This window comes from Pseudodesulfovibrio aespoeensis Aspo-2, from assembly GCF_000176915.2.
In the GTDB taxonomy this organism is placed as follows: domain Bacteria; phylum Desulfobacterota; class Desulfovibrionia; order Desulfovibrionales; family Desulfovibrionaceae; genus Pseudodesulfovibrio; species Pseudodesulfovibrio aespoeensis.
Map to the genome: position 1 here is coordinate 2,789,814 of NC_014844.1, position 25,670 is coordinate 2,815,483.

The following is a 25,670-nucleotide window of genomic DNA, read 5'->3' on the forward strand; positions in this document are numbered from 1 at the left end:
TGAGAGGGGAGTTCAACCGGCTCGTGAAAAACAGTCGTTCAGGAGGCACAGGAATCGGCCCATCATCTGCGGCCCAGGCAGGACGGGCAGCGGCCTGGCCCTGGCGGATCGCTCGGCAAGCAGGCTGAACACGAGGGGGACCACGCGCGAGTGCACCATTCCCTCGCCCGAAAAGGCCGCCAGCGCGCCGCCCGTGTCCACCGGATGCATGACCACCTCGTGGTCCTGATCCTCGGTGTACAAGGCAGCGCAACGGTCCGGCGCTGAGGTGACGAGGTATTGGCGGCAGGCCAGTGGCCGTTGGGCATGGATCAGGCAGGAGCCGTCGTGCAGGAACGGACAGGGAATGCCCAGCCCCCAGTATTGGCGGGCAAGGCGGCCCAGGGCGGCCCGATCCGTGGCCCCGGCGGAGAAGGTTGCGGTCAGCGGCGCGACCAGCCCGGCTCGGTCCAGGGCCAGGATCGCCCCGGTGAACCGCCTGACGATGCGGCTGCGCTGTGCAGCGGGCATGGCCCTGACCACATCGGCCAGATGAACGGCCTCATGCTCGCTGATGGGCACGAGTTGATGGCAACATCTGCCGCAGCCGGGGCCGCAACCGATGGCCTTGCCCGTGACGGCAAGGGTGCGCGCCGAATGGTCGTGGACCGCATCGGCCAGCGCGAAAATTGAGGGCAGCAGGCTGCGCACCGTGACAGTGCCGCCGGGCAGGGGCAGGTCCACCCGGATGGAATCGCCCAATCCGAAATCGAGCATGATCGAAGTCGCCATAATTGCCGCCTCTTCGGGCACCGAGTGGTTCGTTGTGGTGCTCTTCATGGGGTCAAGACGTTTCCTGCGCCAATTGGCGGGCATCATTCAGGCTTTGCCCGGATGGTGTTGCGTGCGAAGCCAGCGGGTCATTTCTGCCTCTGGGACAACGGAATGCATCTAGCGTGCCGGGACACTTGAAAGATAATTGCAGATGCCTATTGATTTTGTTTGTAAAGCGGGATACTACATTGTTAATTAATTTTTCCGGGGGGTTATAGCACGAACTCGGAAAAAGGATGCCAAAGATGTCACGTTTACGGTATTCGTGCCATCATTGATGGTTTAGGTCCGAGTTCGGGCGTGTGCCCGGCGGTTATGATTGAGGATAACGGTGTTCTCGTAAGTCATAACAGACTCATTTTATTACGGAGGTGTTCTATGAAATTTTCCGTAGGTCATGGCAGGGACGGAGCCGTGGAACGGCTGGAAAAACGCGGCGTCACGCGCCGTGATTTCATGAAGTTCTGCGGAACCGTGGCCGCAGTGATGGGCATGGGACCGGCTTTCGCCCCGAAAGTCGCAGAAGCCCTCACCAGCGATACCCGGCCCGACGTTGTCTGGCTGCACAACGCTGAGTGTACCGGGTGTTCCGAGTCCATCCTGAGGACTGTCGAGCCTTACATCGACGCGCTGATCCTGGATTACATCTCGCTCAACTACCACGAGACCCTCATGGCCGCTGCCGGTCATGCCGCCGAAAAGGCGCTGTGGGACACCGTTGCTGCGGGCAAATACGTTGCGGTCATCGAGGGTGGCGTGCCCACCGCTCCGGCCGGAACGGCCAACGAGCCCGGCGGACACGGCAAGGTCGGCGGTCACACCATGCTTGAAAACACCACCAAGGTTGTTGAAAAAGCCCTGGCGACCATCACCTACGGCACCTGCGCCTCCTACGGCGGCGTGCAGAAGGCCGCACCGAACCCGACTGCCTGCAAAGGCGTCGACGAGCTGTTCCCCGGCAAGCCGATCATCAACGTGCCCGGCTGCCCGCCCAACCCGTACTCCCTGGTCGGCACCATCGTGTACTATGTGACCAAGGGCGTGCCCGAGCTGGATTCCGTCGGTCGTCCTGTCGCCTTCTATGGCGAGTCCGTCCACGACAACTGCCCCAGGCAGGAATTCTTCAACATGGACCAGTTCGCCCCCTCCTTTGGTTCCGAGGAGGCTCGCAAGGGCTGGTGTCTGCGCAAACTCGGCTGCCGCGGTGTGGAGACGTACAACAACTGCCCCACCGTGAAGTTCAACCAGTACAACTGGCCCGTTCAGGCCGGCCACCCCTGCATTGGCTGCTCGCAGCCCAATTTCTGGGACGGAGAGGACTGGGACGGCAAGACCTACTTCTATGCGGATCTCACCGATCTGTAAGACTGAGTCGCGTCAGCCCGTTTCAAGCAGACTGAATAAGAATTCTTAAGGAGGATACAATATGTCTGGTTGCACTCCCAAAGCCGCTCCCATGGCCAAAGGGAAACACGATGTCATAGTTGACCCGGTCACCAGAATCGAAGGTCACCTTCGTGTGGAAGCCGTGGTCGAAAATGGCAAGATCATTGATGTCCGCAGCAGCTCCCAGCTGTTCCGCGGCCTGGAAATAATCCTGAAGGGCCGCGATCCCCGCGATGCGCAGCACTTCACCCAGCGTTCCTGCGGCGTCTGCACCTACACGCACGCCCTCGCGTCCGTCCGCTGTGTCGACAACGCTGTGGGCGTGGACAAGGTCCTGCCCCGCAACGCCACCATCATCCGTAACCTGGTGCTGGCCGCGCAGTTCATGCACGATCACCTCGTGCACTTCTATCACCTGCACGCGCTTGACTTCGTCGATGTCTCGGCCTGCCTGAACGCCGACGTCGCCAAGGCTGCCGAGATGGCCGCCGGTGTCGCCCAGACCGTCCGCAAGGACCCGGTCCTCGTCTCCAGCAAGGCAGACCTGCAGAAGACCAAGGACACCGTCAAGAGCATCGTCGATTCCGGTCGCCTGGGCATCTTCACCAATGCCTACTTCCTCGGCGGCCACCCGGCCTACGTCCTGCCGCCCGAGGTCAACCTGATCGCCACCGATCACTACCTCAAAGCCCTGCACATGCAGGTCAAGGCTGCACGCGCCATGGCTGTCTGGGGTGCCAAGAACCCGCACACCCAGTTCACCGTCATGGGCGGCGTCACCTGCTACGAAGGCCTCACCGACAAGTACATCAACGACTTCCTGGCCCTCTACAAAGAGGTCAAGGACTTCGTCCTCGACTGCTACATCCCGGACCTCCTGGCCGTTGCCGGCTTCTACAAGGACTGGGCTGCCATCGGTGGCACCACCAACTTCATGAGCTGCGGCGAGTTCCCGGTTCCGGGCGGCGAGACCGACCTGACCAGCCGGTACGTCAAGCCCGGCGTGATCATGAACCGCAACCTCGGCCAGGTGGATGCCCTTGATCCCTCCAAGATCGCCGAGCATGTCAAGCACTCCTGGTACAAGGACGGCGCGGCCCAGCATCCGTACAACGGCGTCACCGACCCCATGTACACCAGCCTGGACGACAAGACCAAGTACTCCTGGATGAAGGCGCCCCGCTACAACGGCAAAGCCGTGGAAGTCGGCCCGCTGGCCACCTGTCTGGTCAACTACGGCCTGGGTCACCCCGAGTTCAAGACCTACGTGGACTTTGTCCTCAAGGCCCTTGGCGTCGGACCCGAAGCCCTGTTCTCCACCTTGGGCCGCACCGGTGCCCGCGGTATCGAGTGCCTGATCGTCACGCTCAAGACCGACGAGTGGGTCAACGACCTCAAGGAAAACGTGGCCAAGGGCGACCGGGACATCTGCAAGGATTGGGACATGCCCGCTTCCGCCCAGGGCGTCGGCTGGGTCAACGCCCCCCGTGGCGCCCTCTCCCACTGGATCAACATCAAGGACAGCAAGATCGACAACTTCCAGCTCGTGGTTCCCTCCACCTGGAACATCGGTCCGCGCTGCGACAACGACCTCCCCGGCCCGCTGGAAGAGGCGCTGCTCGACAACACCCCCATCGCCGATCCCGAGCGTCCGGTCGAAATCCTTCGCACCGTTCACTCCTATGACCCCTGCATCGCCTGCGGCGTGCACGTCATCGACAACAAGACCGGCAATGTGAAGAAGTTCAGGATCCTGTAGTCCGCTACGGAACACGAACGCTATGAAGCGGGAGCCCGATCCCTTCGGGCTCCCGCCTTTTTTCCCAATCAAACCCTCGCGCCCCTGCTGTTGCGGCACACCCCGGAGCGCATTTGCTGTTGATTTAACCCGCGCCGTCCACTAAGTGAAAACCATGTCTGAAAGCAAAAAACGCATTCTCATCCTCGGCGTCGGCAACATCCTCTACACGGACGAGGGATTCGGCGTCCGGGTCGCGGAAGAGCTTGATCAGCAATACGAGTTCTCGCCCAATGTCGAGGTGCTCGACGGCGGGACTCTGGGCCTCAAGCTCATGGGACCGATCATGGACGCGGACTATCTGATCGTCGTGGACATCGTTCTCAACGAGGGTCAGCCCGGCGACCTGTTCCGCCTGCTTGGCCAGGACTTGAGCAAGGCCTGCGCCTTCAAGAACTCCATGCACCAGACTGACCTGCTCGACACGCTGGCCCAGTGCAGCCTGGTGGGCACGGTCCCGGACGACATCGTCCTCTACGGCGTGGAACCGGTCAATTATCAGGATCTTTCCGCCGCCCTGTCGCCGGAGCTTGAGGCCAGACTGCCCGAAGTCATGGACGCCGTGCTTGCCGAAGTGGAGCGGGCAGGCGGCAGCTTCCGCCCCAGAACCGAGTTGAACCCAGCAATGGAGAAAATCTATGTGCCTCGCGATACCAGCCGAAATTCTTGAGATCAACGACGGCGTCGCCACCTGCAAGGTGGGCGAGGGTGACACTACGGTCCAGGCATCCATCATGCTCCTGGACGAGGACGTGACCCCCGGCGACTACATCATCATCCACGCGGGCTTCGCCCTGCGCAAACTCGACCACAAGGAAGCCCAGGAAACCCTGAAGATCCTGCGCGACATGGTCGAGCTCCTTGGCGGCGACAACTACCGGCACGAGATGCTGTGACCCTTTTCCCGCGCCACGGCGAGCAAGGCCCGGAACAGCCCTGTTCCGGGCCTTTTTTCTGCGCATTCCCATTTTTTGCAAAGCCTGCTATCAGGACGAAAACTACGAGGTACACTATGCGGACGATCACTCATGTCGGCCTGATCCTGCTGCTTGTCCTGGCCCTGGCCGGGACCGCCCCGGCCCTGGAGCTGACCGTGCTCCACGTCAACGATTCCCACTCCTGGCTCGATGGGACAGGCGACACCCTGACCCTCGACGGCCAGCCCACGTCCGTCCGCCTCGGCGGCTGGTCGCGGCTGGCCCGTGCGGTGAGCGACGTGCGCGCAGCCAAGGGCAGCGTCGCGCTCCTGCATGCGGGCGACGCGGTCCAGGGCGATCTCTATTTCATGAAATTCGGCGGCAGGCCGGAGATGGAACTGCTCGACAGGCTCGGCTTCGATGCCATGACCCTGGGCAACCACGAGTTCGACCGCGGGAGCGCTTTCCTGGCCGAAATGCTCGAGTACGCCTCCCTGCCCATGCTCGGCGCCAATATCGACGCCTCAGCCGTGCCGCAGCTGGCCCGGCGGATCACGCCCTACGTCCTGCTTGAATTTGACGGCGACACGGTCGGCGTCATCGGGCTGACCGCCAGCGACACCCCGGCCCTGTCCACCCCCGGCCCGGTCCGCTTCAGCGACGAGGCCGCCGTGGCCCGGCAGCGCGTGGCCGAGCTTGAGGCACGGGGCGTGAACAAGATCATCCTGCTGACCCATGTGGGTCTTGCGCGCGACATGGAACTGGCGGCCACTGTGCCGGGCGTGGACCTGATTGTGGGCGGCCATTCCCACTCGCTGCTGGCCGACCCGGCGGCCATGAAGGCGCTGGGCAAGACCGTGGACGCAGACTATCCGGTGATGGTCAGGGGCGCGGACGGCCACGACGTGCCCGTGGTCACGGCCTGGAAATGGAGCCATGTGCTGGGCAGGATCGACGTGACCTTTGACGACGCCGGGCGCGTCACCGCAGCACAGGGGAGCCCGCTGTTGCTGGTGGCCGACGAGTTCTCGCGCAAGGATGGCAACGGCGCGCGCGTCCCCCTGACCGGCGCGGACCGCGAGGCGGCCCTGGCCGCCGTGGCCGCAAGTCCGGTGGCTGCCGTGGTTTCCGAGGACACACCAACTGCGGCGTACATAGCCCCCTTCAACGCGGGCGTGGCCTCCATGCGCCGACAGGTCATCGGCTTGGCCCAGGCCAATCTGCCGCACATCCGTGTTCCGGGCACGGACGAGAGCGGCCTCAATCTGCCGCACGGCAGCCTGCTCGCCCCGCTGGTGGCCCGCTCCATGCTCGACAGGCTGGCGGGCACAGGCTCCCCGGCGGACATGGCCCTGCTCAACGCGGGCGCAGTGCGCCACGGCCTGGACCAGGGCGACATCACCGTGGGCATGGCCTACACCCTGATCCCCTTCAACAACACCCTGTTTGTCCTGGAGATGACCGGCGGCCAGATCAGGCAGGCCCTTGAGACGGGCGTGGACCGGGGCGACGGCGCCTTCCCCTATGTGGCCGGGGCGCGCTATGTGGCGGACATGACAAAACGACCGGGTCAGCGCGTCCGGGATGTGGCCGTGGCCGGACCCGACGGCGTGTTCGCTCCGCTCGATCCGGCTCGCGTCTATCGGGTGGTGACTTACTCTTTTCTGGCCAACGGCGGCGACGGCTACACGGTCATGAACGAGGTTGCCAACCGCACGGACACGGGATTTATGGACGCGCAGGCCTTCATCGACCTCGTCACCAGGGTCAAGACCCTGGCGCCGCCGAAGTCAACGGGCGTGACCTACATCCCGGCACGCTAGCGCAGCAACCAGCGCGGGCAGTGTCAGCAGACCACCCATGAGCCAAGCCGGGCGCTTTCGAGCAGCACCTCCATGGTGTGCATGTTGGCCCAGGCGTCGGTCAGGGGGATAGGCACGGGTGCGCCATCAAGGACGGCCCTGGCGAACTGGTCCGCCTGGATGGCGTACTGGTCGCAGACGCCGAAGGTGATGGTGCGAACAGGCATGTCCTGATCGTCCTCGCGTTGCACAATGATCTGGCTCGGCACTGAGGGCGGGGCGTTGAAGGGCATAAGCAGCTCAATGCGCCCGGCAGTGCCCAGGATGTTCACCCGCTGGTGCGGGGCCAGCTGGGTGGCGCAGGTAAAGGTGGCCAGCACACCGGCAAAATCCAGCATGCCCGAAAAAAGCCTGTCAATGCCGAACCTCGGATCGCGGTTCATGAACCCGCAGACCCGTGTCGGCTCGGTGCCGAAGAGAAAGCGCGACAGGGACACGCAGTAGCACCCGATGTCCATGAGTCCGCCCCCGCCCGCAGCGGCCTGGTTGCGGATGTTGGCCGGATCGTCGTTGAAATAGGAGAAAAAGGACTGGACAGTCACGAGCTGGCCGATCTCGCCGCTGTCCACCCGCCGCTTGGCATCCTGCCACTGCGGATGGTGGCGATACATGAGCGCCTCCATGACCTTGATGTCCGGGTAGCGGCTGGTGGCGTCGATGAGCCGGTTGATGTCCTCGGTGTCCAGCCCGAGCGGCTTTTCGCAGAGCACGTGTTTGCCCGCGCGCATGGCCTGGATGGCCCAGTCCACGTGCAGATGGTTGGGCAGGGGAATATACACGGCATCGATGTCCGATGCGGCCAACAGGGCCTCGTAGCTGCCGAACCGACGGGGAATGTCCAGCGCCTCGCCCACCGCCTCGGCCCTCTCCATGGAGCGTGAGGCGATGGCCGCGATCTCGCAATACCGGCTTTTGCGCAGGGCCGGGATGACCTTTTCCCGACCGATCCTGGCAGTGCCAAGGACGCCGAACCGAACTTTTTTCATTGTCTCGCCCTTTCACCGGGTTTGCGTCCGCGCCGAAACCAGGGTCGTTTTTGCCGCAACGCACCTTCCAAACAGCCGAAAACCGCCGCCGATCCCGCTCGCTGGCCGCATCTGCGACCGCTGGTGCCGCAACAGGCCCGGCCCGCCCATCAACAGTCGATGCCTACAAAGCACCGCGCGGGTTGACGCCACGGAACTCCCCTCTTTATAACACGTTCTCCCCGGCGCGCAACTGGCGCGTCCATTTTTCAGCCACCGGGCATCGCTGGCGCGGCCCGGCACAAGGAGCCCCCATGTCGGAGTTCACCAACGTCACGGTCGAAAAAAAGGCCAACATCTACTTTGACGGCAAGGTCACCAGCCGGACCGTGATCCTGGCCGATGGCAGCAGGAAGACCCTGGGCATCATGCTGCCCGGCGACTACGAGTTCGGCACCGACGCTGCCGAGGTCATGGAGATCGCTGCCGGGAGGCTGTCCGTGCTGCTCCCCGGCAGTGAAACATGGATCGAGGTATCCGCAGGCGGGAGCTTCGAGGTGCCCGGCTCGTCCCGCTTCAAGCTCAAGGTGGCGGAAGTGGTCGACTACTGCTGCTCCTACGCCGGTTGACAGACCGCCAAACAGACACCACAAGGAGTCACCATGACCGACCAAGGCCAGAGAGTCGAATTCGACGATGCCGGACCGTATCTTTTCCAGCTGCTTGAGATTGAGCCGCAGGCCATGCTGCTTGAGGACCATCCGGTCTGCCTCCTGCAATTCGGCCAGCTCTACCTGCCGGTCAGCCTGGACGCATGCAAGGGCGTGGCCGACGCCCTCTCCAACATGAGCCAGGCCGCCATGGGACCGGAGCGCGAGGGCATGACCCCGGTGGCCTTTGACCTCGACGAGACCACGGAGCTGCCCCTGCTCACGGGCGCGGCGTCCGAGAGCTTCCAGCACGGCGAGGTCATCTATCTGGACGTGGAGTTCGGCCCGACGCGTGCGCGGCTGTGCTTCTCCATCCTGGCCGCCGCCCTGGTGGGACAGATCCTGTCCCAGGTTCCGGCAGCCTGATCCGGCCCGGAGAAAAATGAAGCAAAAGGGCGTCCCCCATGGGACGCCCCTTTTTATGCGGCTCATTTTCGGAGCAAAAACAGTGCGGAACTACCGGGGCTCGACAAAATAGGTGATGCGCGTCCGGGGTGACAGGTATTCCAGAATCTCGGCGGGCAGGTGGCCCAGCCGGATGGATTTCTCGACCCGCAGGTCGGCCTCGTCGGCCAGATCCACGATCAGGGCTTCCTTCTTGGGCACATCGGCATCGTAGAGGACCACGCTCGGATTGAGCTGATTCCTGGGGTTCACCGACATGACCATGCCCACGGCACCATTGGTCAGCTCCACCACGGTGCCGGGCGGGTACACGCCAAGGCAGCGGATGAACAGCGCCAGCAACTCCACGTCAAAAAGCACCTTCTGCTGGCCGAACATGTAGGAGAGGGCGAGATAGGGTGTCAGCGCCTGGTTGGGATCGGACGTGTTGCAGTGGTTGTCGTAGGCGTCGGCAATGGCCACGATGCGGGCCAGCCGGTCGATGCCGTCGCCCTTGAGATGGCCGGGCGTGCCGGAGCCGTCCATGCGCTCGTGATGCTGGGCCACGATGAGGACAGCTGCCGCAGGAAACACAGGTAGGGCCGCGAGCATGCCCGCGCCGGTTTCCGAGTGGCGGGCGATCAGCTCCTGCTCGGGCCTTGTCAGGTCGCCGCGCTTCTTGAGCAGCTTCTTGGGCAGGCCGATCTTGCCGATGTCGTGAAAAAGCGCGCCCAGGCCGAGCGCGGTCATGTCGTCCTTTGCCAGCCCCGCCTCCTTGCCGACCATCAGCGAGAGCACGGCCACGTTCATGGGGTGGGAGTACGCGCTCTCACCCTGGTCCACGACGTTCATGAGGTGCAGGGTGGACTCCACGTCGTCCAGAAAGAACAGGCTCAGCCGGTCCACGAATTCCATCGCCTCCTGCCCCGCCTCCTGACTGCCTGCCGAAATCCCCCTGAGGATGGCGTCAAAGGTCCGGATGCACAGGGTGAAACGCTCCTCGCACACGGCGATGCGCTGCTTCTTCTCCTTGAGCCGCCGGGTCCGGTCACGCTTGACCTGCCAGAGCCGGTCCAGGGTCTCCTGCGGGAGCGCGCTCTCCGGGGCCGGGGCCCCGGCGGACTTGCGGGCGGGCAACACGTCGGACCGCTCCGGGATGCAGATGATCTCGCGGATGCCCAGGCTCCTGAGCAGGGCTATCTGCTCAGCATCCTTGATCTTGAAGCTGTTGTATAGAAACGGGTGATCGAACCAGCTGGTTTTTTCCAGTCTGATGAATACGCCCGGTCGGAGCTGGTCCACCGAGATGCGGTATTCGGGCATGTGGGCATCTGTCATAGGATGCTAATGAATAACCCATTTCACAAAAAGATACAACGACCTTGGGCGGCTGCGCGCCCGCTCTGTCCACCCGGACTTGCCGCATTCAATATCGCCGGGACGATTGCGACACCCCTCCCTCAAGGCGTGCTGCCGCATGGCGCGGTTGACAAAAAAACACCCAATATTGTTGGGATTTTCTCATCAAAGCCGTTGATACGCAAGGGCGGCTAACAGGCATGGGCACAGCCTCCTGCTGTCCGGCACAGGGAAATGCGAAACCCACTTGCCAAGGAGCGGCCAATTATATATGTTTAAAAGTTTACCCAAAAAATGAGCAGGTTGCCAAAGGGAACGCGAAAAGTGTCCAATACCGCCATTGCCAAGGCCCGACAAATGATTTACGTCTCTCGTCTGGCAGATTCTTCTACAGCTTTTCTTGCTGAAAAAACTGCTTTTTTTAGGGGTTTTATTGTGATGACCAAGAAAAAGAAAAAATTTGCGACACCCCAGGCGCTGGGCGCAGTCTTCGTGATCCTGCTCGCCATGGCGAGCGTTGCCCTGTTCGCCCCCGGCCTGTTCATGGGCGAGCAGACGGCGAGCGACGGACTTGCTGGCACCGTTTCGGTCAAGGGCACGGTCAAGCTGACGGCCCTTGATCTTTCCAAGAATGAGGTCATGGCCCTCAACCAGGCCGTGCAGGAGCACAGGAACACCTTCAGCCAGGTGGATCTGTTCCTGGATTCCAAGGGCGGGCCTGACCAGATGGAAGGCGACACCGTCCTGGTCTGGGCCATGGTCCTTGAAACCAACGGCGAGTGCGAGATCCGGTCCTGGAGCCGCAAGGTGGCCCGGGCGGAGCTGGTCCCCCAGGTGGTGCTCTACATGAAGAAGGCGGCCCGCGAGTACGCCGAATTCCGGAAATTCCCGGATGTGACGCAGAACTTCAAGTGCCTGTACATATAAGGCCGCACAGCCGTTGCGGACACCGCTCAAGCCCCCGCGCACCCTTGCGCGGGGGCTTGAACGTTTGCGGCACCGGGCGGCTTCATGAACCGGCACCTGCCCGGATACGATCCATGCCGGAGGTTGTCATCCACGGCACGGAGGATTAAGAGACGGGGTGTCCTTTTCTGATATAATGGAGAACACCATGCGAAAAGACGTGACCAACGACCCCGCCGTGACAGGTGACATCCTGGCCAGGGCCGACGTGCTCTGGCTGGCCCTGGTGGACGCGGACGGCCCATACAGCGTGCCGGTCAACTTCGCGGCAGGTGACGGCCTGCTCTACATCCACTCGGGCAGGCGCGGTCGCAAGGCGGCAGCCCTCGATTCGGGCGCGCCCCTGGCCTTTTCGGCAGCCGTGGACATCCTGCCCAAGACCGGCGACGCGGCGTGCAAATACGGCTACCGCTTCCGCTCGATCATGGGCACCGGCGTGCCGCGCCGGGCCGAGGGCGACGACATGCGCGCCGCGCTCGACGCCATCACCCTCAAGTATGCGGGCAGGCTCCTCCCCTATGAGGACACAGCCCTGGCCGCCACGGTCGCCTACATCGTCGAGATCACGTCTCTGAGCGCGCGCATCAAGGAGTAACTCATGATCCTCTGTTTTTTCGGCGATTCCCTGACCCTTGGCGTGGGCGACGTATCCGGGCTCGGCTGGCCCGGCAGGCTGGCTGCGGCCATGCGCGGCCAGGGCATTGACGTCACCGCCTACAACCTGGGCGTGCGCAAGGACGCCACCGTGCGCATGCAGCACCGCTGGCGGGCCGAGGCCATGCTCCGCAAGATGGAAAACACGCCCTTCAGGCTGATTTTCAGCTTCGGCGTGGCCGATGTCTGCAACGATGTCCCCATCGAGGAATCCATGGGAGCGGCGGTCGCCATGCTCACCCGGGCCAGGGGCGAGGCCGAGGTGCTGGTGATCGGCCCCACGCCGGTCAATGACCGGGATAGGCGCGAGAAGATCAGTGCCCTGTCGCGCGTGGTCGAGTCCATGTGCCGCCGCCTGGACATCCCCTTTGTGCCGACTCTTGACGCCATGCACCGTTCATTCGTATACGGCCAGGCCCTGAACGAGGGTGACGGCATCCACCCCACCGGGGCGGGATACGCCGACCTGGCCGAGCACATTCTCAAGCACGACGCGGCCCGCGCCTTTTTCGGGCTCAAATAGGGGGGCAACCCATGCGATCCTTTGCCAGCGACAACAATTCCGGGGCGCATCCGGCCATCATGGAGGCCGTGGTCCAGGCCAATGCAGGCGATCTCAAATCCTACGGCGAAGACGAGATATCCATCCGCACCGACGAGGTGTTCAAGGAGTTCTTCGGCTCCCAGGCGCGCATCCACTACGTGACCACGGGCACGGCGGCCAACACCCTGGGGCTGCGGGCCGTGACCCACACGTACAACTCGGTCATCTGCGCGGCCCAGGCCCACATCAACAACGACGAGTGCGGCGCGCCCGAGGCGTTCGGCGGCATCAAGCTGGTGCCCGTGCCCTCAACCGACGGCAAGCTCACGCCCGGCAGCGTGGCCCCCTATCTCGGCCACATCGGCTTTGTCCACGCCAGCCAGCCCAAGGTCATCTCCATCACCCAGCCCACAGAGCTGGGCAAGCTCTACACCCTCAAGGAGATAGAGAATATCGTGGAGTTCGCCCACGACCGCGACCTGCTGGTGCATCTCGACGGCGCCCGGCTGGCCAACGCCTGCGCCGCGCTCGACTGCTCGTTCTTCGACATGACCACCGCGCTCGACATCGACCTGGTCTCCTTTGGCGGCACCAAGAACGGCTGCCTCATGGGCGAGGCCGTGGTCTTCCTCAATCCCGGCATCGGCCAGGGGTTCCCCTACCTGCGCAAGCAGGCCATGCAGCTGGTCTCCAAGATGCGCTTTGTCTCGGCCCAGCTCGAACGCTACCTCAAGGACGACCTGTGGCTTGAGAACGCGCGCCACGCCAACGCCATGGCCCAGCGGCTGGCCGAAAAGGCCGGGGCCATCCCCGGCGTGGAGATCAAGGGCAGCGTGGACTGCAACGCCATCTTCGCCCATATCCCGCCCAGGGCCACGGACATCCTGCTGCGCAAATACTACTTCTACGTCTGGGACGAGCACGACCACACCGTGCGCTGGATGACCTCCTGGGCCACCACCGAGGCCATGGTGGACGAGTTCGTGGCCGACATGGAAAAAGCCGTGCGGGCGGTCGCATGAAACGGGTCTGCGTCTACCTCGGCTCCAACCCCGGCCATGACCCGGCCTATGCGCAGGCCACCGACGGACTGGCCCGCGAACTGGCCCACCGCTCCATCGGCCTTGTCTACGGCGGCTCGGACGTGGGGTTGATGGGTCGGCTCGCCAACGCCTGCCTTGCCGCAGGCGGCGAGGTCGTGGGCGTCATCCCGGAACTGCTGGTGGAAAAGGAAGTGGCCCACACGGGGCTGTCCAGGCTCCACGTGGTCAAGTCCATGCACGAGCGCAAGCAGAAAATGGCCGACCTGTCCGACGGCTTCATCGCCCTGCCCGGCGGCCTCGGCACCCTGGAGGAATTCTTCGAGGCCCTCACCTGGAACCAGCTGGGCTACCACGCCAAGCCGTGCGGCCTGCTGGACATCAAGGGCTACTACACCTGCCTCGCCGAGCACATGGACCGCATGGTGAATGAAGGCTTCCTCGTCCAGGAACACCGGCGCATGGTCCTCACCGACGCCACGCCCGAAGGACTGCTCGACCAGTTCGAGACCTATGTGCCGCCTCAGGTGGACAAGTGGATTGAGAGGAAGAAGGGGCTGTAAAAGACCACTGATTCAACTGTCTATTTAGGAGATAAGACCCAACTAAGCAGGGTACCAATTTTGATTCTTTAGATCCCAGATAGATAGAGTCAGCCTTCGAGGCTACCCAGGATAGGTGCACCCTACTGTCTACCTGCAGCGAACCCTATTGACGATATCGTCAACTACGTATATCTCTCGATGTACTAATAGGAGATTCATCATGCAGATTATGCTCACAGACGAAACCAACAGAAGGCCGAGCGAAAGAAACAAATTCTTCATCTATGGTGGGATAGTGATGCCTGTTGAGGCTCTGAGCGGATTGGATGAGGGGATCAACGAAATCAGAGAAAGGGCAGGCTATAAATCAACTGATATTCTGAAGTTTGACACCAATGCGCGCCCAGAACAGGTAAGCATTGCAGACTGTACTGAGGCTAAAAGACAGGTCATAGCTTTATGCAATGAACTTGAGTGCAAATTTATCGTTCACATAATACTTCATGCCATCATTCGAAACCAGGACCAAGACCAGCACGTAAAGTGGGCAGCAGACTTTGTGATCGGGCGATATAATAAGTTTCTTAGATTGATGAATGAGGATGGGATTTGTGTCATCGACAATCTTCCGAATATGGGTCAATGGCAATATTTAGGCGAAAAGTTCTGCACCGGCCTTCATCTCCCCAACGGAAATCGTCAGCTGGATAGGATCAAGTTGTTTAGTGCGACTTGTGTTGAAGCAAGCCATGCAAACTCAGCCATGGATATTGTGCTTGGCTCTTTCAGGTACTGTGTAAACGATCCACAAAACCGTGAAGCTGCACGAGAAATGCTGAACTCAGTTGTACCTTTGGTATGGACTAAAACCCTACCTGACGGAACGAAAACAGGAAGCGGACGTGGATTGATATTCAGACCTCCCATCAATGAGATCCGGGTTGACAGCTATCGCCAAGAATATCAGACGCTCATTGACAATCTGAACACCCTTCAAAACGAACCAGATGAAGATGAATAACCCCGAGGAATTATGGAGACACCTCCCTAATTCCTGCTGCCTTCGCTTAACACCCCAGCCACCCCAGAGCATCCCTTGCACTCAAAAGTATACAACCCGTATATCAGAGTATCCAAGGCGGAACGAACTGCGCACCCGGATATTAAAACTAACCATCTCACTTCAGATTTATTCTGATTCTACTCCACTAATACATAAGACTAGATCGGCCCCCAAACATTTGACCTGAAACCACCTCTGCTACCACGCCAAGCCTTGCGGCCTGCTGGACATCAAGGGCTACTACGCCTGCCTCGTCGAGCATATGGACCGCATAATCCCACCGGCTCGGACCTCCATCATTCCGCCCCTTGCGACGAGCTGGGTTCATCCCTCCCGTTGCCGCCGACCGGCCTTGGGTGCTATGCTCGGGCAAACCTGCAACCCCGAGGTGCCCATGAAAATCGCGTCCATTGTCCCGAGCGTCTGCGCGCTCGCCCTGATTCTGGCCCTGGCCGCCCCTGCCCAGGCCGAGCAGCGGTTCGGCCCGCGCATCCCCACAGCCTACTTTGCCACCACCGGCACAGGCCAGTCCGACCAGGGCATCCCGCCCGATCCCTACGAGACTTTTTCCTACGATCTCGCCTTGCTGGAAGCGGGCATAGAGAACTTTAACGTGGTCTACTACACCTCGGTCCTGCCGCCCGAGGCCTTTGAGGTCTCCCTGGATACGGTCAAGCCGCACATCCATCACGGCTCGGTGCTGGAGACGATCATGGCCAAGGCGGGCGGCGTCAAGGGCGATACGGTCTGCGCGGGCGTGGGCCGCGTCTGGGCCAAGGACAAGTCCGGCAAGGCCATCGGCGGGTTCGCGGCCGAATACGAGCGGGTCTATGCGGGCGAAACCGTGGACAAGGCCACGGTCGAGGCGGATGCGCGCAAACAGCTCACCGCGTCCCTCAACCACGAGCTGTCCATTCGCGGCCTCGTGCGGGACGGCGAGATGCGCTTCAACATCACCTCGCTGGTGATCGAAAGGAAGTACGGCATGGCCCTGTCCGCCCTGGGTTTTGTGGGATTCATCTATCCCGACGAGTTCCCCATCAAGCGGCAGTAGGCCGGGCTACTTGCAGACCCCGGCTTCCCCAAGGGCCTTGAGCCAGGCGTCCGGGCCGTAGCCCATGACGAGGACGCCCCCGGCGATAAGCACGGGGGTGCCGGGGATTTCGGCTGTCCGGGCCAGTTCGGCCCCGGCCAGCACATGCGCCTCGTGGTCCTGCTTGAGCCGGTCGAACAGCTCAGGCAGGGTCGTGCCGGAGAGCATGGCGGGAAAGGCCTCGGCAAACTGGGCCAGCACGAGCATGCGCGCCTCGTCGAGGTCCGCGGTCTTGGGCTGACGCAGCGTGCCGTAGGCGAAATCGAGCAGCAGACCGAGCCGTTCGGTCCCTGCCGCGTCCTCGATGATCCAGGCGGCCATGTCCGAGCCGATGGAACCGGCGCGCGGGAAGAAGAGCAGCTTGAGGCTGCCGTAAAGCTCGGGATACTGGCCGAGCAGCTTGTGGCCCAGCCGGCAGTGCCAGCACAGGGGGTCGGTCACGACCACCGCCTCCATGTCGCCGGTGCCCCGGATCTCGACCACGGCGGCATCGGCCAGGGCGCGGTATTGCGGTGCGCAGCCGGGCTGGTCCGCGCTCACGGCAGGGTCGGCGGCCAACCCGGCAGCCGGGATAAAAAGGGACACCGTCAGCAACGCGGCCAGCAGGATGGGCAGGATGGATTTTCGCATGGCCGGACTGTATAGATATTCGTCCGGGAAGCCAACAGCGGAGCCGAAAAAACACCCCGCCGGAATCCCGGCGGGGTGGAGACGTGGACGTTAATACAGGACAATCACACGATCAGGCGGCCACATGCAGGGGCCGGGGGCCGGGCCTGCCGCTGCCCGGCAACCGGGACACCCCGTCGGTGGCCGCATTGGCGGCAAGGAACCGGGCCACGCCGTCGTTGCCCATGAACCGGCCAAGCACCTTGGGATCGCTGCGCAGCAGGTCCACCAGGATCAGGCCGTCCAGACAGTTGCCGAAATCCGGGTCCACGTTGAATCCGAGGATCTTGCCGCCCAGCTTGAGGTACTGCTTGAGCAGCACCGGGATGGACCGGCCAGACTCCACATCGCGCACCAGATCGGCCACATCGTCAAGCTCGCTGAAGGCAGACTCGGGCAGGGAGAAATCGATCCGGCCCAGCCGCCTGACCTTTGGAGGCCGCCTGGGCACGGCCATGCCCGCCATGTCGTGCCTGAATGCGTGCCGCTCCATGAAGCGCATGATCAGCTCGCGGGAAAGCTCGGAGTATTCGCCGGAGATGGAGACGCAGCCGAACAGCCGGGTATATTTCGGATTGTTGACCACAAAGGCGGCCACGCCCTTCCACAGGAGCAGGAGCGGCTGGTAGCTTTTCTGGTATTTCGGGGTCACGAAGGAGCGGCCCATCTCCAGGGCCGGGCCCATGGATTCGAGCAGCCCTGGCCGGTATTTGAAGAGGGTGCTGGTGTAGAGACCGGACACGCCCTGCTTGGCCAGTATCTCGTCGGTCAGACCGAAGCGGTACGCCCCGGCCACCTCGCGCTCGGCGTGATTCCAGAGGACAAGATGGCGGTAGGTGTCGTCAAAGGCGTCGATGTCCATGGGCTTGCCCGTGCCCTCGCCCACGAGACGGAAGGTCTCCTCCCTGCGGATGCCGATCTCGCGCAGGATGCGCGGGATGCGGAAGGCGTCGGCCTCGAAGACCGTGAAGTCGCCGGTGCGGATCAGGATGTTGGCGTCGGGCAGCGCGGCCACTTCGCTGGCCAGGATGTGCTTGTCGCGCGAGTTGGCGATGGGTTCCAGGGAGCGGGTCGGAACGATGGCCTTGAAGGGCGAGCGCGAATTGCCCTCCTTGCGCAGCAGATAGGTCCGAAAGCGCAGAAAATCGACAATGTCGCGATCGCTGCCGAGTCCGGCCAGCCGCTCGTTCTCGATGACGCCGCCAAGGGCCACCCGGATGGGGTGGGCCGCAGCGTGCTTCAGGTTCTCGTGGGGCAGGAGCATGGTCCGAAGCTTGGGATGGATCAGGCCCAGGGCCTGAAAAAGACCGCTGTTGCGGCCCTCGAAAAACACCGGCAGCGCAGCCGCGCCCGTCTTGCGGATGATGCGCCCGATCATGGGGTTCCAGAGCGGGTCGGCCACCATGCCCTTCTTCATCTTGAGGCTCGACACCTCGCCAGCCGGAAAGACCGCCAGCAGGCCGCCCTGCTTGAGCCATTTCATGCTCGCCTTGAGTCCGGCGATGTTCTTCTTGGCCGAGTCCGCCTTGCCAAAGGGGTCCACCTCGATGAGCAGTTCGTCCATCTCCGGGATCAGGCCGAGCATGAAGTTGGCCATGATCTTGATGTCCGGGCGCACGGAGCGCAATATCCTGACCAGGATCAACCCCTCAAGCACGCCAAAGGGATGGTTGCAGACCACCACCAGCGGCCCGGTCTTGGGCACGCGGGTCACGGGCTGTCCGTCGAGCTCGAAGCGGACGCCGAGCATGTCGAGCGCCCGGTCGATGAACGGGGCGTCGGCCTCGTCGCCCTGGAGCGCGCAGTACATGGAATTGAGGGTGTCGAGCCGAAGGACTTTCGAGAGCGGCTTGCGGAAAAGCGAAAACAGGGCATGGCGAAGGGGGTCGCCGAACGGGGAAGCAAGGTTGAGCAAGGGGCCTTTGACGAGACCGTCCATACCATCCTCCTGGATCGTGTTTGCAGGACATTACGCGCCCAGGGACGCGCCATCCCGCCGACGCGGTGACAATATCGTGCTGCCGGTGACGATTGATCCAAGGTTTGGTGACACGGCCCAGGGTCGGCCCGACGGGAACAGGTACGTGACAGACACCCAAAATATCGCTATGGGGATGACAAACAATGCAACGCGTTACAGGAGAAACGCATGACTTCACGACTCAACCTCACGGGTTTCTCCGAAGAATATCTGGTGCACATTCCGGAAATCGACGAACAGCACAGGACGTTCTTCACCCTGCTGGACACGATGGGAAAGGCGGTGCCGGACCTGTACAAACCCCTGGACGACGAGGGCGCCGACGCAATCATCGACGTGCTCGACGAACTGCGCGACTACGCCATGCTCCACTTCCGCACCGAGGAAGGGTACATGCAGGAGATCAACTACCCCGGCCTTGCCAAGCAAAAACGCGAACACAACCGGTTCATCACCGATGTCATCCGCATGCAGGGCGAACTGCTGAACGGCTCGGCCATGCCCGCCATCAAGATTCGCAATTTCATGCACGACAGGTATCGCGACCACATCCTCAACCTCGACAAACCCTTCGGCAAAACATATAAAAAAATCAAAGGGTAACCGGCAGCGCGCGGCCTGCCTCGCAATCCGGCCCGCCCTTGGTGGCATGGCCGTTTTTTTTTGCCTTGCGCGCTTGACTCTGTGTTGGTCGTGTTTATCTTTCAGCCAGCCTGGAGGAGCGCCCGGAAGGGACGCTCACGCATGCGGGACGCACCGGCCATGCCGGGCCGCGGACCGAACCGAAACAATCACAATCGGAGGTATAAAGGAATGAAGCTGAAACCGCTGAACGATCGCGTTCTGGTAAAGCGTCTGGAAGTGGAAGAGAAGACCGCAGGCGGCATTTACATCCCTGATTCCGCCAAGGAAAAGCCCATGAAGGGCGAAGTCGTCGCAGCCGGCCCCGGCAAGCTCGACGAGGACGGCAAACGCGTCAAGATGACCGTCAAGAAGGGCGACACCGTGCTGTTCGCCAAGTACGCAGGTACCGAAATTTCCGTTGACGGGGACGAGCACCTGGTCATGCGCGAGGACGACATCCTCGCCATCGTCGAATAGACGCCGCCACACCCGACCCAATCAATCCATTTTTTTTAAGGAGAATACATCATGGCAAAAGAGATTCTTTTTGATGCCAAAGCCCGCGAAAAGCTGAAAGCAGGCGTTGACAAGCTGGCCAACGCCGTCAAGGTCACCCTCGGCCCCAAGGGCCGCAATGTCGTCATCGAGAAATCCTATGGCTCCCCGATCATCACCAAGGATGGCGTGACCGTGGCCAAGGAGATCGAGCTTGAGGACAAGTTCGAGAACATGGGCGCCCAGATGGTCAAGGAAGTCGCTTCCAAGACCTCCGATGTGGCTGGCGACGGCACCACCACCGCCACCATCCTGGCCCAGGCCATCTTCACCGAGGGCATCAAGCTCGTGGCCGCGGGCCGCTCTCCCATGGCCATCAAGCGCGGCATCGACAAGGGTGTCGCGGCCATCGTCGAGGAGCTGGGCCGGATCGCCAAGCCCACCCGCGACCAGAAGGAAATCGCCCAGGTCGGCACCATCTCCGCCAACAACGACGCCACCATCGGCAACATCATCGCCGAGGCCATGAACAAGGTCGGCAAGGAAGGCGTCATCACCGTGGAAGAGGCCAAGGGTCTGGACACCACGCTGGATGTCGTCGAGGGCATGCAGTTCGACCGCGGCTATCTCTCCCCCTACTTCATCACCAACACCGAGCGCATGACCTGCGAGATGGAGGAGCCCCTGATTCTCATCAACGAGAAGAAGGTCTCCAACATGAAGGAACTGCTGCCCGTGCTTGAGCAGTGCGCCAAGATGTCCAAGCCCCTGCTCATCATCGCCGAGGACATCGAGGGCGAGGCCCTGGCCACCCTGGTTGTCAACAAGCTGCGCGGCACCCTGAACGTGGTGGCCGTCAAGGCTCCCGGTTTCGGCGAGCGCCGCAAGGCCATGCTCAAAGACATCGCCACCCTGACCGGCGGCCAGGTGGTTTCCGAGGACATCGGCATCAAGCTTGAGAACCTGACCGTCAATGACCTCGGCTCCTGCAAGCGCGTGGTCATCGACAAGGAAAACACCACCATCGTCGACGGCGCTGGCAATTCCGCGGACATCAAGGCCCGCATCGCCACCATCCGCGCCGAGATCGCCGACTCCACCTCCGACTACGACCGCGAGAAGCTCCAGGAGCGTCTGGCCAAGATCGTGGGCGGTGTGGCCGTCATCAACGTCGGTGCCGCCACCGAGACCGAGATGAAGGAGAAGAAGGCCCGCGTCGAGGACGCCCTGAACGCCACCCGCGCGGCTGTCGAAGAGGGCATCGTCCCCGGCGGCGGCGTGGTTCTGGCCCGTTGCGGCAAGATCCTGGCCAAGGTCAAGGCTGCCGACGACGACGAACAGGCCGGACTGAACATCATCGCCCGCGCCGTGGAAGAGCCGCTGCGCCAGATCGCCGCCAACGCAGGAATGGAAGGTTCCATCGTGGTGGAGAAGATCAAGGAAGGCAAGGACGGCTTCGGCTTCAACGCCGCCACCGGCGAATACGGCGACCTGATCAAGGCCGGTGTCATTGACCCCAAAAAGGTCACCCGCACCGCCCTGCAGAACGCCGCGTCCGTGGCTGGCCTGCTCCTGACCACCGAATGCGCCATCGCCGAAAAGCCCGAACCCGCCTCCTCTGCTCCGGCCATGCCGGGCGGCATGGGCGGCATGGGTGGCATGGGCGGCATGGGCGGCATGTACTAGACCATTCCCTGACCTGACCCTATAGAGAACCGGCCCGGACACATCGTCCGGGCCGGTTCTCCGTTGTGCGCTAGGCGCATCCCATCAGACCATGAGCCATGGAGACCACATGAGCCAGCCAGCCGACACGCCCGCCCCGCCCTACTACGCGGTCATCTTCACCTCGACACGCACAGACCGGGAAGACGACACCAAAGACGACCAAAACGACGGCTACGCGCAGACGGCCAGCCGCATGGTCGAGCTGGCCCAGGGCATGGCGGGTTTTCTGGGGATCGAATCCGCCCGTGACGGGCTTGGGATCACGGTTTCATACTGGGAGAGCCTGGAGGCGATCCGGGCCTGGCGCGACCACCCGGAGCATGCCAAGGCGAGGCGGCGCGGGCGCGAAGCGTGGTACAAAGCCTTTGCCATCCGCATCTGCCGGGTGGAGCGGGCGCACGGCTTTGACCACTCAGAAGCGGTCAAGAACTCTGACTGACGCCGCTACCCGATGGCTTGGCCCGCCAGGACAATGGCCTTTTCCACGGCCTGGGCAATGACCTCAGGCGGGTCGCCGACACCCTCCTCGATCAGCCCGATCTGGAGGTTCAGCTCGCGCTGCACGGCCACGGCTCCGGGGTTGAAATAGCGCTTCCACAGGGCCACGGCCTTGTCCGCCCTGTCGAGCCGGACCATGGTCAGCCCGAGGTAGAGAAAGGCGTCCATGTATTCGCGCCGGATGCGCAGGGCGCGCTCGAACTCCAGCTTGGCCTGGCGGTAGAGGCCGGTCCGGTAGAGGCACACGCCCAGACGGTAACGCACGTCGGCGTCATTCTTGTCGCTGTCCAGGCACTGGCGGTACTTCTGGCGCGCCTCCTCCCACTGCTCGTCCACATACAGGGAGTTGGCCTCCTTCATGACGTCGATGCAGGCAGCGGTGGAGGCGGCAGGCCCGGAGGCCTCCTCGTTCCTGAAACGACGCACCGCGCCGAGCAGAAAATTTCTGCGGGACTTGTCTATCTTATTCTCGGCCATGACATCCTCCGGTGCGACACCATACCCATTTCGCGGCCAGGGTCAACCGATCCCCACCGGAGCGCGGCCAACCGGTTGCCTTTTCACACTGTTCGTGGGATTCTTCGGCCATGCGCTCTCCCATTTCCGGCTGGACCGGCAAGATCCTCCACATCGACCTCGGCACGGGCGAGATGGCTGTCCAGCGCCCGTCGCGGCGGCTCTACGAAACCTGCCTCGGCGGTCGCGGGCTGGCCGGTCATTTCCTGCGCCCGGTCTGCTCCCTTGAGATCAATGACCCGGACCTGCCCCTGCTCGTCTTTGCCGGACCGCTGACAGGCACCATCGCTCCCGCCTCGGGCCGGGGGACCATCATGTCCCGCTCGCCCCTGACCGGGGCCATCTGCGACTCGTCCGTGGGCGGCAGGCTGGCCACCCAACTCAAGCGCGCGGGCTGGGACGGACTGGTCATCACGGGCCGGGCCGAAACGGTCTGCGGTATCGAAATCAGGGACGACGCGGTGCGCGTTACGCCCACCGACCTGGCCGGGACGACCACGGACGAGACCTTTGACCGTCTGGCCCAGGCCGGGCCAAGGGGCATGGCCATGGCCGCCATCGGCCCGGCAGCCGAGAACGGCTCGCCCCTGGCCTGCGTCATGGCCGACCGCCACCACGCTGCCGGGCGCGGCGGGCTGGGCCTTGTCTGGGCCGCGAAGAATCTCAAGTTCATCACCGTCAAAGGCACAGGCAAGGTCAACGTCCACGACAAGGACGGACTCAGGCAGGCGCGCGAGGACATCCTGCGGCTCACGGCGGCCTCGCCCGTGCTGCTCGGCAAACACGGCTTTTCCTGCTGGGGCACCGGGGCCCTCTTCGACCTCATGGACGCGCGGCGCATGATGCCCACAAACAACTTCGCCCAAACGAGGTTCGCGCAGGCGGGCCGACTCAACGCCGCGGCCTACAAGGCGGCTTACGGGCCGCGCAGGCACGGCTGCACCGGCTGCCACATCCTGTGCAAGAAGATCGCGGACGACGGGCGCGCCATGCCCGAATTCGAAACCATGTCCCACTTCACCGCGCTCATCGGCAACACGGACATGGATCTGGTCATGCAGGCCAACACCTTGTGCAACCGGCTCGGGCTGGACACCATCTCTGCCGGGGCCACCCTGGCCTGCTTCCGCGAGATCATGGGCGAAAACTTCACCGGGCGCACCCTGATCAAGGCCCTCTACGACATGGCCGATGGCAGCTACCTGGGCCAGGGGTCGCTCGATTTCGCCCAGTCGTGCCAGCGGCCCGAGCTGTCCATGTCGGTCAAGGGCATGGAGCTGGCCGCCTACGACCCGCGCGGAGCCTACGGCATGGCCCTGGCCTACGCCCTGAGCACCCGCGGCGGCTGCCATCTGCGCGCCTACCCGGTCAGCCACGAGATCCTGCGCAAGCCCGTGGCCACGGACCGGTTCACCTTCAGCGGCAAGGCCCGCATCATCAAGCTGGCCGAGGATGCCAACGCCGCCGTGGATTCCCTTGGCGTGTGCAAGTTCGTCTTCCTGGCCGCCGGGCTGGAGGAATACGCCAAGGCCTACACCGCAGTCACCGGCGTGGCGGTCAGTGGGCCGGACCTCATGGCCGCAGGCGAGCGCATCTGTTACAATGAACGGATCATGAACGCGCACAACGGATTCGACGCCTGCGACGACGACCTGCCCCCGCGCTTTTTTACCGAGGAAGGCTCGTCGGGCAGCGGCATCGACATCCCCCCCATCGAGCGCGCCGCGTTCCTCGAAGCCCGCGCCAACTACTATCGCATCCGGGGGCTCGACGCGGACGGCAACCCCACCCGCGACACAGCCATCCGCCTGGGGCTGGAGCCTGACCGATGAAAGCCCTGTGCGACAAATACGCCCGCAAGCTCGTGGGACAGGGATTGTGCGAGGCCGACACCCCGCTGGTGGGCGGGCTGGACGCCGAACTGGAATGGAACAAGCCGGACCCGCGCATCGCCACTCTGGCCCCGCTCTTCGACCTGCTGCCCATCAACTCGCTGGTCTTTGCCCGACCGGCAGAGCCTTACGCAGGCATCATCGACTTCCTGGCCAGCCCGGAGCCGGAAGCGCCGCCCGTGACCAGCCTGCGTCCCGAGGACACCGAGACCCGCACCTTTCTGCACGACATCCCGGTCTGCAGGGAGTTCACAGCCCAGGCCATGGCCGTGGCCCTGTCGCGGCGCAAGGCGGTCATCGTGCCGGGCCAGGGCATCGTCTCCTGCGGCACGGTCAGCCCGGAGCAGGGGTTCGTCTTCTTCTCGTCCACCCTCTTCGCCTGCTTCGTGCTCTTCTTCTCCCGCTATCTGGCCGAGGCGCGGCATGGCGCACCGAACCAACGATTCCGGGCCGCCTTCGAGGCCGCAGTGGCCCGGCTGGCCGCGCCGCGCCACGATCTGCCGGGACTGACCACCTCCCCCCTCGACACCGGGGACGCCATACTCGCGGCCATGACCGAAGCGGGGCGCGCCGTGGTCGGCCACGGGCTGGTGGACTCGTTCTTCGGCAACATTTCCTGCCGCTTGGACGACACCATCTACATCAGCCAGACCGGCAGCTCCCTGGACGAGCTTGAGGGGTGCATCGACGCCTGCCCCATGGACGGCTCCTCCACCGCCGGGCTGACCGCCTCGTCCGAACTGACCGCCCACGAGGATGTCTACCGCCTGGGTGACGCCCGGTGCATCCTGCACGGCCACCCCAGGTTCTCGGTGATCCTGTCCATGGACTGCGACAGGCAGGAGTGCCCCGACCGGGGCAAGTGCCACGTCAAATGCACCCAGTGCCGCACCGTGGAAGGCGTGCCCATCGTGCCGGGCGAGGTGGGCACCGGCTTGACCGGCCTGTGCAACACCCTGCCCCCGGCCCTGGCCTCGGCAGGCGCGGCCATTGTCCACGGCCACGGCCTGTTCACCACAAGCCCCCACGGCTTTGCCCAGGCCTTCGCCGCCCTGCTCGACACCGAGAACCGCTGCCGCGAGGCCTACTTCCACCGCCTCGATCAACTGCTGGCCGCAAAGCCCGTCACCTGATCGCCACTTGACATATCCGCTGATACGGATATGAA

26 protein-coding genes are annotated in these 25,670 nt (G+C 63.1%); 20 read left to right on the forward strand and 6 right to left on the reverse strand.

Going from position 1 to position 25,670, the window contains the following annotated elements:
- Positions 1-12 precede the first annotated feature (12 nt).
- On the reverse strand, positions 13-819 hold the full coding sequence (locus tag DAES_RS12960; RefSeq protein ID WP_157864865.1) for a YkgJ family cysteine cluster protein: 807 nt from the start codon (positions 817-819) through the stop codon (positions 13-15).
- Positions 820-1,191: 372 nt separating this feature from the next.
- On the opposite strand from DAES_RS12960, the gene DAES_RS12965 reads away from it, so the two are divergent.
- The 5 genes from DAES_RS12965 to DAES_RS12985 all read left to right on the forward strand — a co-directional run bounded on the left by DAES_RS12965 (position 1,192) and on the right by DAES_RS12985 (position 6,737).
- The gene (locus tag DAES_RS12965) at positions 1,192-2,178 is read left to right on the forward strand and encodes a hydrogenase small subunit (protein WP_013515486.1); all 987 of its coding nucleotides are present in this window, start codon (positions 1,192-1,194) and stop codon (positions 2,176-2,178) included.
- 61 nt (positions 2,179-2,239) lie between these two features.
- Entirely contained in the window at positions 2,240-3,958 is a 1,719-nt protein-coding gene (locus DAES_RS12970) for a nickel-dependent hydrogenase large subunit (protein WP_013515487.1), read from the forward strand.
- Positions 3,959-4,112: 154 nt separating this feature from the next.
- Entirely contained in the window at positions 4,113-4,667 is a 555-nt protein-coding gene (locus DAES_RS12975; RefSeq protein ID WP_013515488.1) for a HyaD/HybD family hydrogenase maturation endopeptidase, read from the forward strand.
- A complete protein-coding gene (locus tag DAES_RS12980) occupies positions 4,636-4,893 on the forward strand; it encodes a HypC/HybG/HupF family hydrogenase formation chaperone (protein WP_013515489.1) in 258 nt (85 codons plus the stop codon). The genes DAES_RS12975 and DAES_RS12980 overlap by 32 nt, the downstream gene beginning before the upstream one ends.
- Positions 4,894-5,009: 116 nt before the next feature.
- On the forward strand, positions 5,010-6,737 hold the full coding sequence (locus tag DAES_RS12985; RefSeq protein WP_013515490.1) for a bifunctional metallophosphatase/5'-nucleotidase: 1,728 nt from the start codon (positions 5,010-5,012) through the stop codon (positions 6,735-6,737).
- 23 nt (positions 6,738-6,760) lie between these two features.
- Here the strand turns inward: DAES_RS12985 and DAES_RS12990 are convergent, their stop codons facing one another.
- Positions 6,761-7,762 (reverse strand): Gfo/Idh/MocA family protein, encoded by a 1,002-nt coding sequence (locus DAES_RS12990; RefSeq protein WP_013515491.1) that lies wholly within the window; start codon positions 7,760-7,762, stop codon positions 6,761-6,763.
- A 293-nt stretch (positions 7,763-8,055) separates the two neighbouring features.
- Here DAES_RS12990 and ppnP point away from each other — a divergent pair, with 293 nt between their 5' ends.
- On the forward strand, positions 8,056-8,370 hold the full coding sequence (gene ppnP / locus DAES_RS12995) for a pyrimidine/purine nucleoside phosphorylase (RefSeq protein WP_013515492.1): 315 nt from the start codon (positions 8,056-8,058) through the stop codon (positions 8,368-8,370).
- Between the two features lie 33 nt (positions 8,371-8,403).
- Positions 8,404-8,817, forward strand: a complete 414-nt coding sequence (locus DAES_RS13000) for a hypothetical protein (protein ID WP_013515493.1) — start codon at positions 8,404-8,406, stop codon at positions 8,815-8,817.
- A gap of 90 nt (positions 8,818-8,907) precedes the next feature.
- Here the strand turns inward: DAES_RS13000 and DAES_RS13005 are convergent, their stop codons facing one another.
- Positions 8,908-10,158: an HD-GYP domain-containing protein gene (locus DAES_RS13005; protein ID WP_013515494.1), complete on the reverse strand. Its 1,251-nt coding sequence runs from the start codon at positions 10,156-10,158 to the stop codon at positions 8,908-8,910.
- Positions 10,159-10,632: 474 nt separating this feature from the next.
- On the opposite strand from DAES_RS13005, the gene DAES_RS13010 reads away from it, so the two are divergent.
- The 7 genes from DAES_RS13010 (at position 10,633) to DAES_RS13040 (ending at position 16,060) form a co-directional block, all read left to right on the forward strand.
- A complete protein-coding gene (locus DAES_RS13010; RefSeq protein WP_013515495.1) occupies positions 10,633-11,121 on the forward strand; it encodes a hypothetical protein in 489 nt (162 codons plus the stop codon).
- A gap of 187 nt (positions 11,122-11,308) precedes the next feature.
- Entirely contained in the window at positions 11,309-11,755 is a 447-nt protein-coding gene (locus DAES_RS13015) for a pyridoxamine 5'-phosphate oxidase family protein (RefSeq protein WP_013515496.1), read from the forward strand.
- A gap of 3 nt (positions 11,756-11,758) precedes the next feature.
- Positions 11,759-12,337 carry a GDSL-type esterase/lipase family protein gene (locus tag DAES_RS13020; RefSeq protein ID WP_013515497.1) on the forward strand — a complete coding sequence of 193 codons (579 nt, stop codon included), beginning with the start codon at positions 11,759-11,761 and terminating at the stop codon, positions 12,335-12,337.
- 11 nt (positions 12,338-12,348) lie between these two features.
- Positions 12,349-13,380: a threonine aldolase family protein gene (locus DAES_RS13025; protein WP_013515498.1), complete on the forward strand. Its 1,032-nt coding sequence runs from the start codon at positions 12,349-12,351 to the stop codon at positions 13,378-13,380.
- A complete protein-coding gene (locus DAES_RS13030; protein ID WP_013515499.1) occupies positions 13,377-13,961 on the forward strand; it encodes an LOG family protein in 585 nt (194 codons plus the stop codon). Before DAES_RS13025 ends, DAES_RS13030 begins: the two co-directional genes overlap by 4 nt.
- Before the next feature lie 202 nt (positions 13,962-14,163).
- On the forward strand, positions 14,164-14,964 hold the full coding sequence (locus DAES_RS13035) for a hypothetical protein (RefSeq protein ID WP_013515500.1): 801 nt from the start codon (positions 14,164-14,166) through the stop codon (positions 14,962-14,964).
- 436 nt (positions 14,965-15,400) lie between these two features.
- The gene (locus DAES_RS13040) at positions 15,401-16,060 is read left to right on the forward strand and encodes a pyruvoyl-dependent arginine decarboxylase (protein ID WP_013515501.1); all 660 of its coding nucleotides are present in this window, start codon (positions 15,401-15,403) and stop codon (positions 16,058-16,060) included.
- Positions 16,061-16,066: 6 nt separating this feature from the next.
- Here DAES_RS13040 and DAES_RS13045 read toward each other — a convergent pair whose 3' ends face one another.
- Both DAES_RS13045 and DAES_RS13050 read right to left on the reverse strand, forming a co-directional pair.
- Entirely contained in the window at positions 16,067-16,729 is a 663-nt protein-coding gene (locus tag DAES_RS13045; RefSeq protein ID WP_013515502.1) for a DsbA family protein, read from the reverse strand.
- Positions 16,730-16,841: 112 nt separating this feature from the next.
- On the reverse strand, positions 16,842-18,707 hold the full coding sequence (locus tag DAES_RS13050; protein ID WP_013515503.1) for a lysophospholipid acyltransferase family protein: 1,866 nt from the start codon (positions 18,705-18,707) through the stop codon (positions 16,842-16,844).
- 210 nt (positions 18,708-18,917) lie between these two features.
- On the opposite strand from DAES_RS13050, the gene DAES_RS13055 reads away from it, so the two are divergent.
- The 4 genes from DAES_RS13055 (at position 18,918) to DAES_RS13070 (ending at position 22,035) form a co-directional block, all read left to right on the forward strand.
- Positions 18,918-19,352, forward strand: a complete 435-nt coding sequence (locus DAES_RS13055) for a bacteriohemerythrin (protein WP_013515504.1) — start codon at positions 18,918-18,920, stop codon at positions 19,350-19,352.
- A gap of 210 nt (positions 19,353-19,562) precedes the next feature.
- Positions 19,563-19,850: a co-chaperone GroES gene (gene groES, locus DAES_RS13060; protein ID WP_013515505.1), complete on the forward strand. Its 288-nt coding sequence runs from the start codon at positions 19,563-19,565 to the stop codon at positions 19,848-19,850.
- Positions 19,851-19,898: 48 nt separating this feature from the next.
- Positions 19,899-21,554: a chaperonin GroEL gene (groL, locus tag DAES_RS13065; RefSeq protein ID WP_157864957.1), complete on the forward strand. Its 1,656-nt coding sequence runs from the start codon at positions 19,899-19,901 to the stop codon at positions 21,552-21,554.
- A gap of 109 nt (positions 21,555-21,663) precedes the next feature.
- Positions 21,664-22,035, forward strand: a complete 372-nt coding sequence (locus DAES_RS13070) for an antibiotic biosynthesis monooxygenase family protein (RefSeq protein ID WP_013515507.1) — start codon at positions 21,664-21,666, stop codon at positions 22,033-22,035.
- 5 nt (positions 22,036-22,040) lie between these two features.
- Here the strand turns inward: DAES_RS13070 and DAES_RS13075 are convergent, their stop codons facing one another.
- Entirely contained in the window at positions 22,041-22,571 is a 531-nt protein-coding gene (locus DAES_RS13075) for a tetratricopeptide repeat protein (RefSeq protein ID WP_013515508.1), read from the reverse strand.
- A 110-nt stretch (positions 22,572-22,681) separates the two neighbouring features.
- Between DAES_RS13075 and DAES_RS13080 the strand changes: the two genes are divergently transcribed.
- Together DAES_RS13080 and DAES_RS13085 are read left to right on the forward strand one after the other, a co-directional pair.
- A complete protein-coding gene (locus DAES_RS13080; protein WP_013515509.1) occupies positions 22,682-24,442 on the forward strand; it encodes an aldehyde ferredoxin oxidoreductase family protein in 1,761 nt (586 codons plus the stop codon).
- Positions 24,439-25,635, forward strand: a complete 1,197-nt coding sequence (locus DAES_RS13085) for a class II aldolase/adducin family protein (protein WP_013515510.1) — start codon at positions 24,439-24,441, stop codon at positions 25,633-25,635. Before DAES_RS13080 ends, DAES_RS13085 begins: the two co-directional genes overlap by 4 nt.
- Positions 25,636-25,670: the final 35 nt, after the last annotated feature.

Bases quoted from the DNA above. Each gene is read 5' to 3' on its own strand.
- DAES_RS12960 (WP_157864865.1), bottom strand. From the start codon at position 819: ATGAAGAGCACCACAACGAACCACTCGGTGCCCGAAGAGGCGGCAATT.
- DAES_RS12965 (WP_013515486.1), top strand. From the start codon at position 1,192: ATGAAATTTTCCGTAGGTCATGGCAGGGACGGAGCCGTGGAACGGCTG.
- DAES_RS12970 (WP_013515487.1), top strand. From the start codon at position 2,240: ATGTCTGGTTGCACTCCCAAAGCCGCTCCCATGGCCAAAGGGAAACAC.
- DAES_RS12975 (WP_013515488.1), top strand. From the start codon at position 4,113: ATGTCTGAAAGCAAAAAACGCATTCTCATCCTCGGCGTCGGCAACATC.
- DAES_RS12980 (WP_013515489.1), top strand. From the start codon at position 4,636: ATGTGCCTCGCGATACCAGCCGAAATTCTTGAGATCAACGACGGCGTC.
- DAES_RS12985 (WP_013515490.1), top strand. From the start codon at position 5,010: ATGCGGACGATCACTCATGTCGGCCTGATCCTGCTGCTTGTCCTGGCC.
- DAES_RS12990 (WP_013515491.1), bottom strand. From the start codon at position 7,762: ATGAAAAAAGTTCGGTTCGGCGTCCTTGGCACTGCCAGGATCGGTCGG.
- ppnP (WP_013515492.1), top strand. From the start codon at position 8,056: ATGTCGGAGTTCACCAACGTCACGGTCGAAAAAAAGGCCAACATCTAC.
- DAES_RS13000 (WP_013515493.1), top strand. From the start codon at position 8,404: ATGACCGACCAAGGCCAGAGAGTCGAATTCGACGATGCCGGACCGTAT.
- DAES_RS13005 (WP_013515494.1), bottom strand. From the start codon at position 10,158: ATGCCCGAATACCGCATCTCGGTGGACCAGCTCCGACCGGGCGTATTC.
- DAES_RS13010 (WP_013515495.1), top strand. From the start codon at position 10,633: ATGACCAAGAAAAAGAAAAAATTTGCGACACCCCAGGCGCTGGGCGCA.
- DAES_RS13015 (WP_013515496.1), top strand. From the start codon at position 11,309: ATGCGAAAAGACGTGACCAACGACCCCGCCGTGACAGGTGACATCCTG.
- DAES_RS13020 (WP_013515497.1), top strand. From the start codon at position 11,759: ATGATCCTCTGTTTTTTCGGCGATTCCCTGACCCTTGGCGTGGGCGAC.
- DAES_RS13025 (WP_013515498.1), top strand. From the start codon at position 12,349: ATGCGATCCTTTGCCAGCGACAACAATTCCGGGGCGCATCCGGCCATC.
- DAES_RS13030 (WP_013515499.1), top strand. From the start codon at position 13,377: ATGAAACGGGTCTGCGTCTACCTCGGCTCCAACCCCGGCCATGACCCG.
- DAES_RS13035 (WP_013515500.1), top strand. From the start codon at position 14,164: ATGCAGATTATGCTCACAGACGAAACCAACAGAAGGCCGAGCGAAAGA.
- DAES_RS13040 (WP_013515501.1), top strand. From the start codon at position 15,401: ATGAAAATCGCGTCCATTGTCCCGAGCGTCTGCGCGCTCGCCCTGATT.
- DAES_RS13045 (WP_013515502.1), bottom strand. From the start codon at position 16,729: ATGCGAAAATCCATCCTGCCCATCCTGCTGGCCGCGTTGCTGACGGTG.
- DAES_RS13050 (WP_013515503.1), bottom strand. From the start codon at position 18,707: ATGGACGGTCTCGTCAAAGGCCCCTTGCTCAACCTTGCTTCCCCGTTC.
- DAES_RS13055 (WP_013515504.1), top strand. From the start codon at position 18,918: ATGACTTCACGACTCAACCTCACGGGTTTCTCCGAAGAATATCTGGTG.
- groES (WP_013515505.1), top strand. From the start codon at position 19,563: ATGAAGCTGAAACCGCTGAACGATCGCGTTCTGGTAAAGCGTCTGGAA.
- DAES_RS13070 (WP_013515507.1), top strand. From the start codon at position 21,664: ATGAGCCAGCCAGCCGACACGCCCGCCCCGCCCTACTACGCGGTCATC.
- DAES_RS13075 (WP_013515508.1), bottom strand. From the start codon at position 22,571: ATGGCCGAGAATAAGATAGACAAGTCCCGCAGAAATTTTCTGCTCGGC.
- DAES_RS13080 (WP_013515509.1), top strand. From the start codon at position 22,682: ATGCGCTCTCCCATTTCCGGCTGGACCGGCAAGATCCTCCACATCGAC.
- DAES_RS13085 (WP_013515510.1), top strand. From the start codon at position 24,439: ATGAAAGCCCTGTGCGACAAATACGCCCGCAAGCTCGTGGGACAGGGA.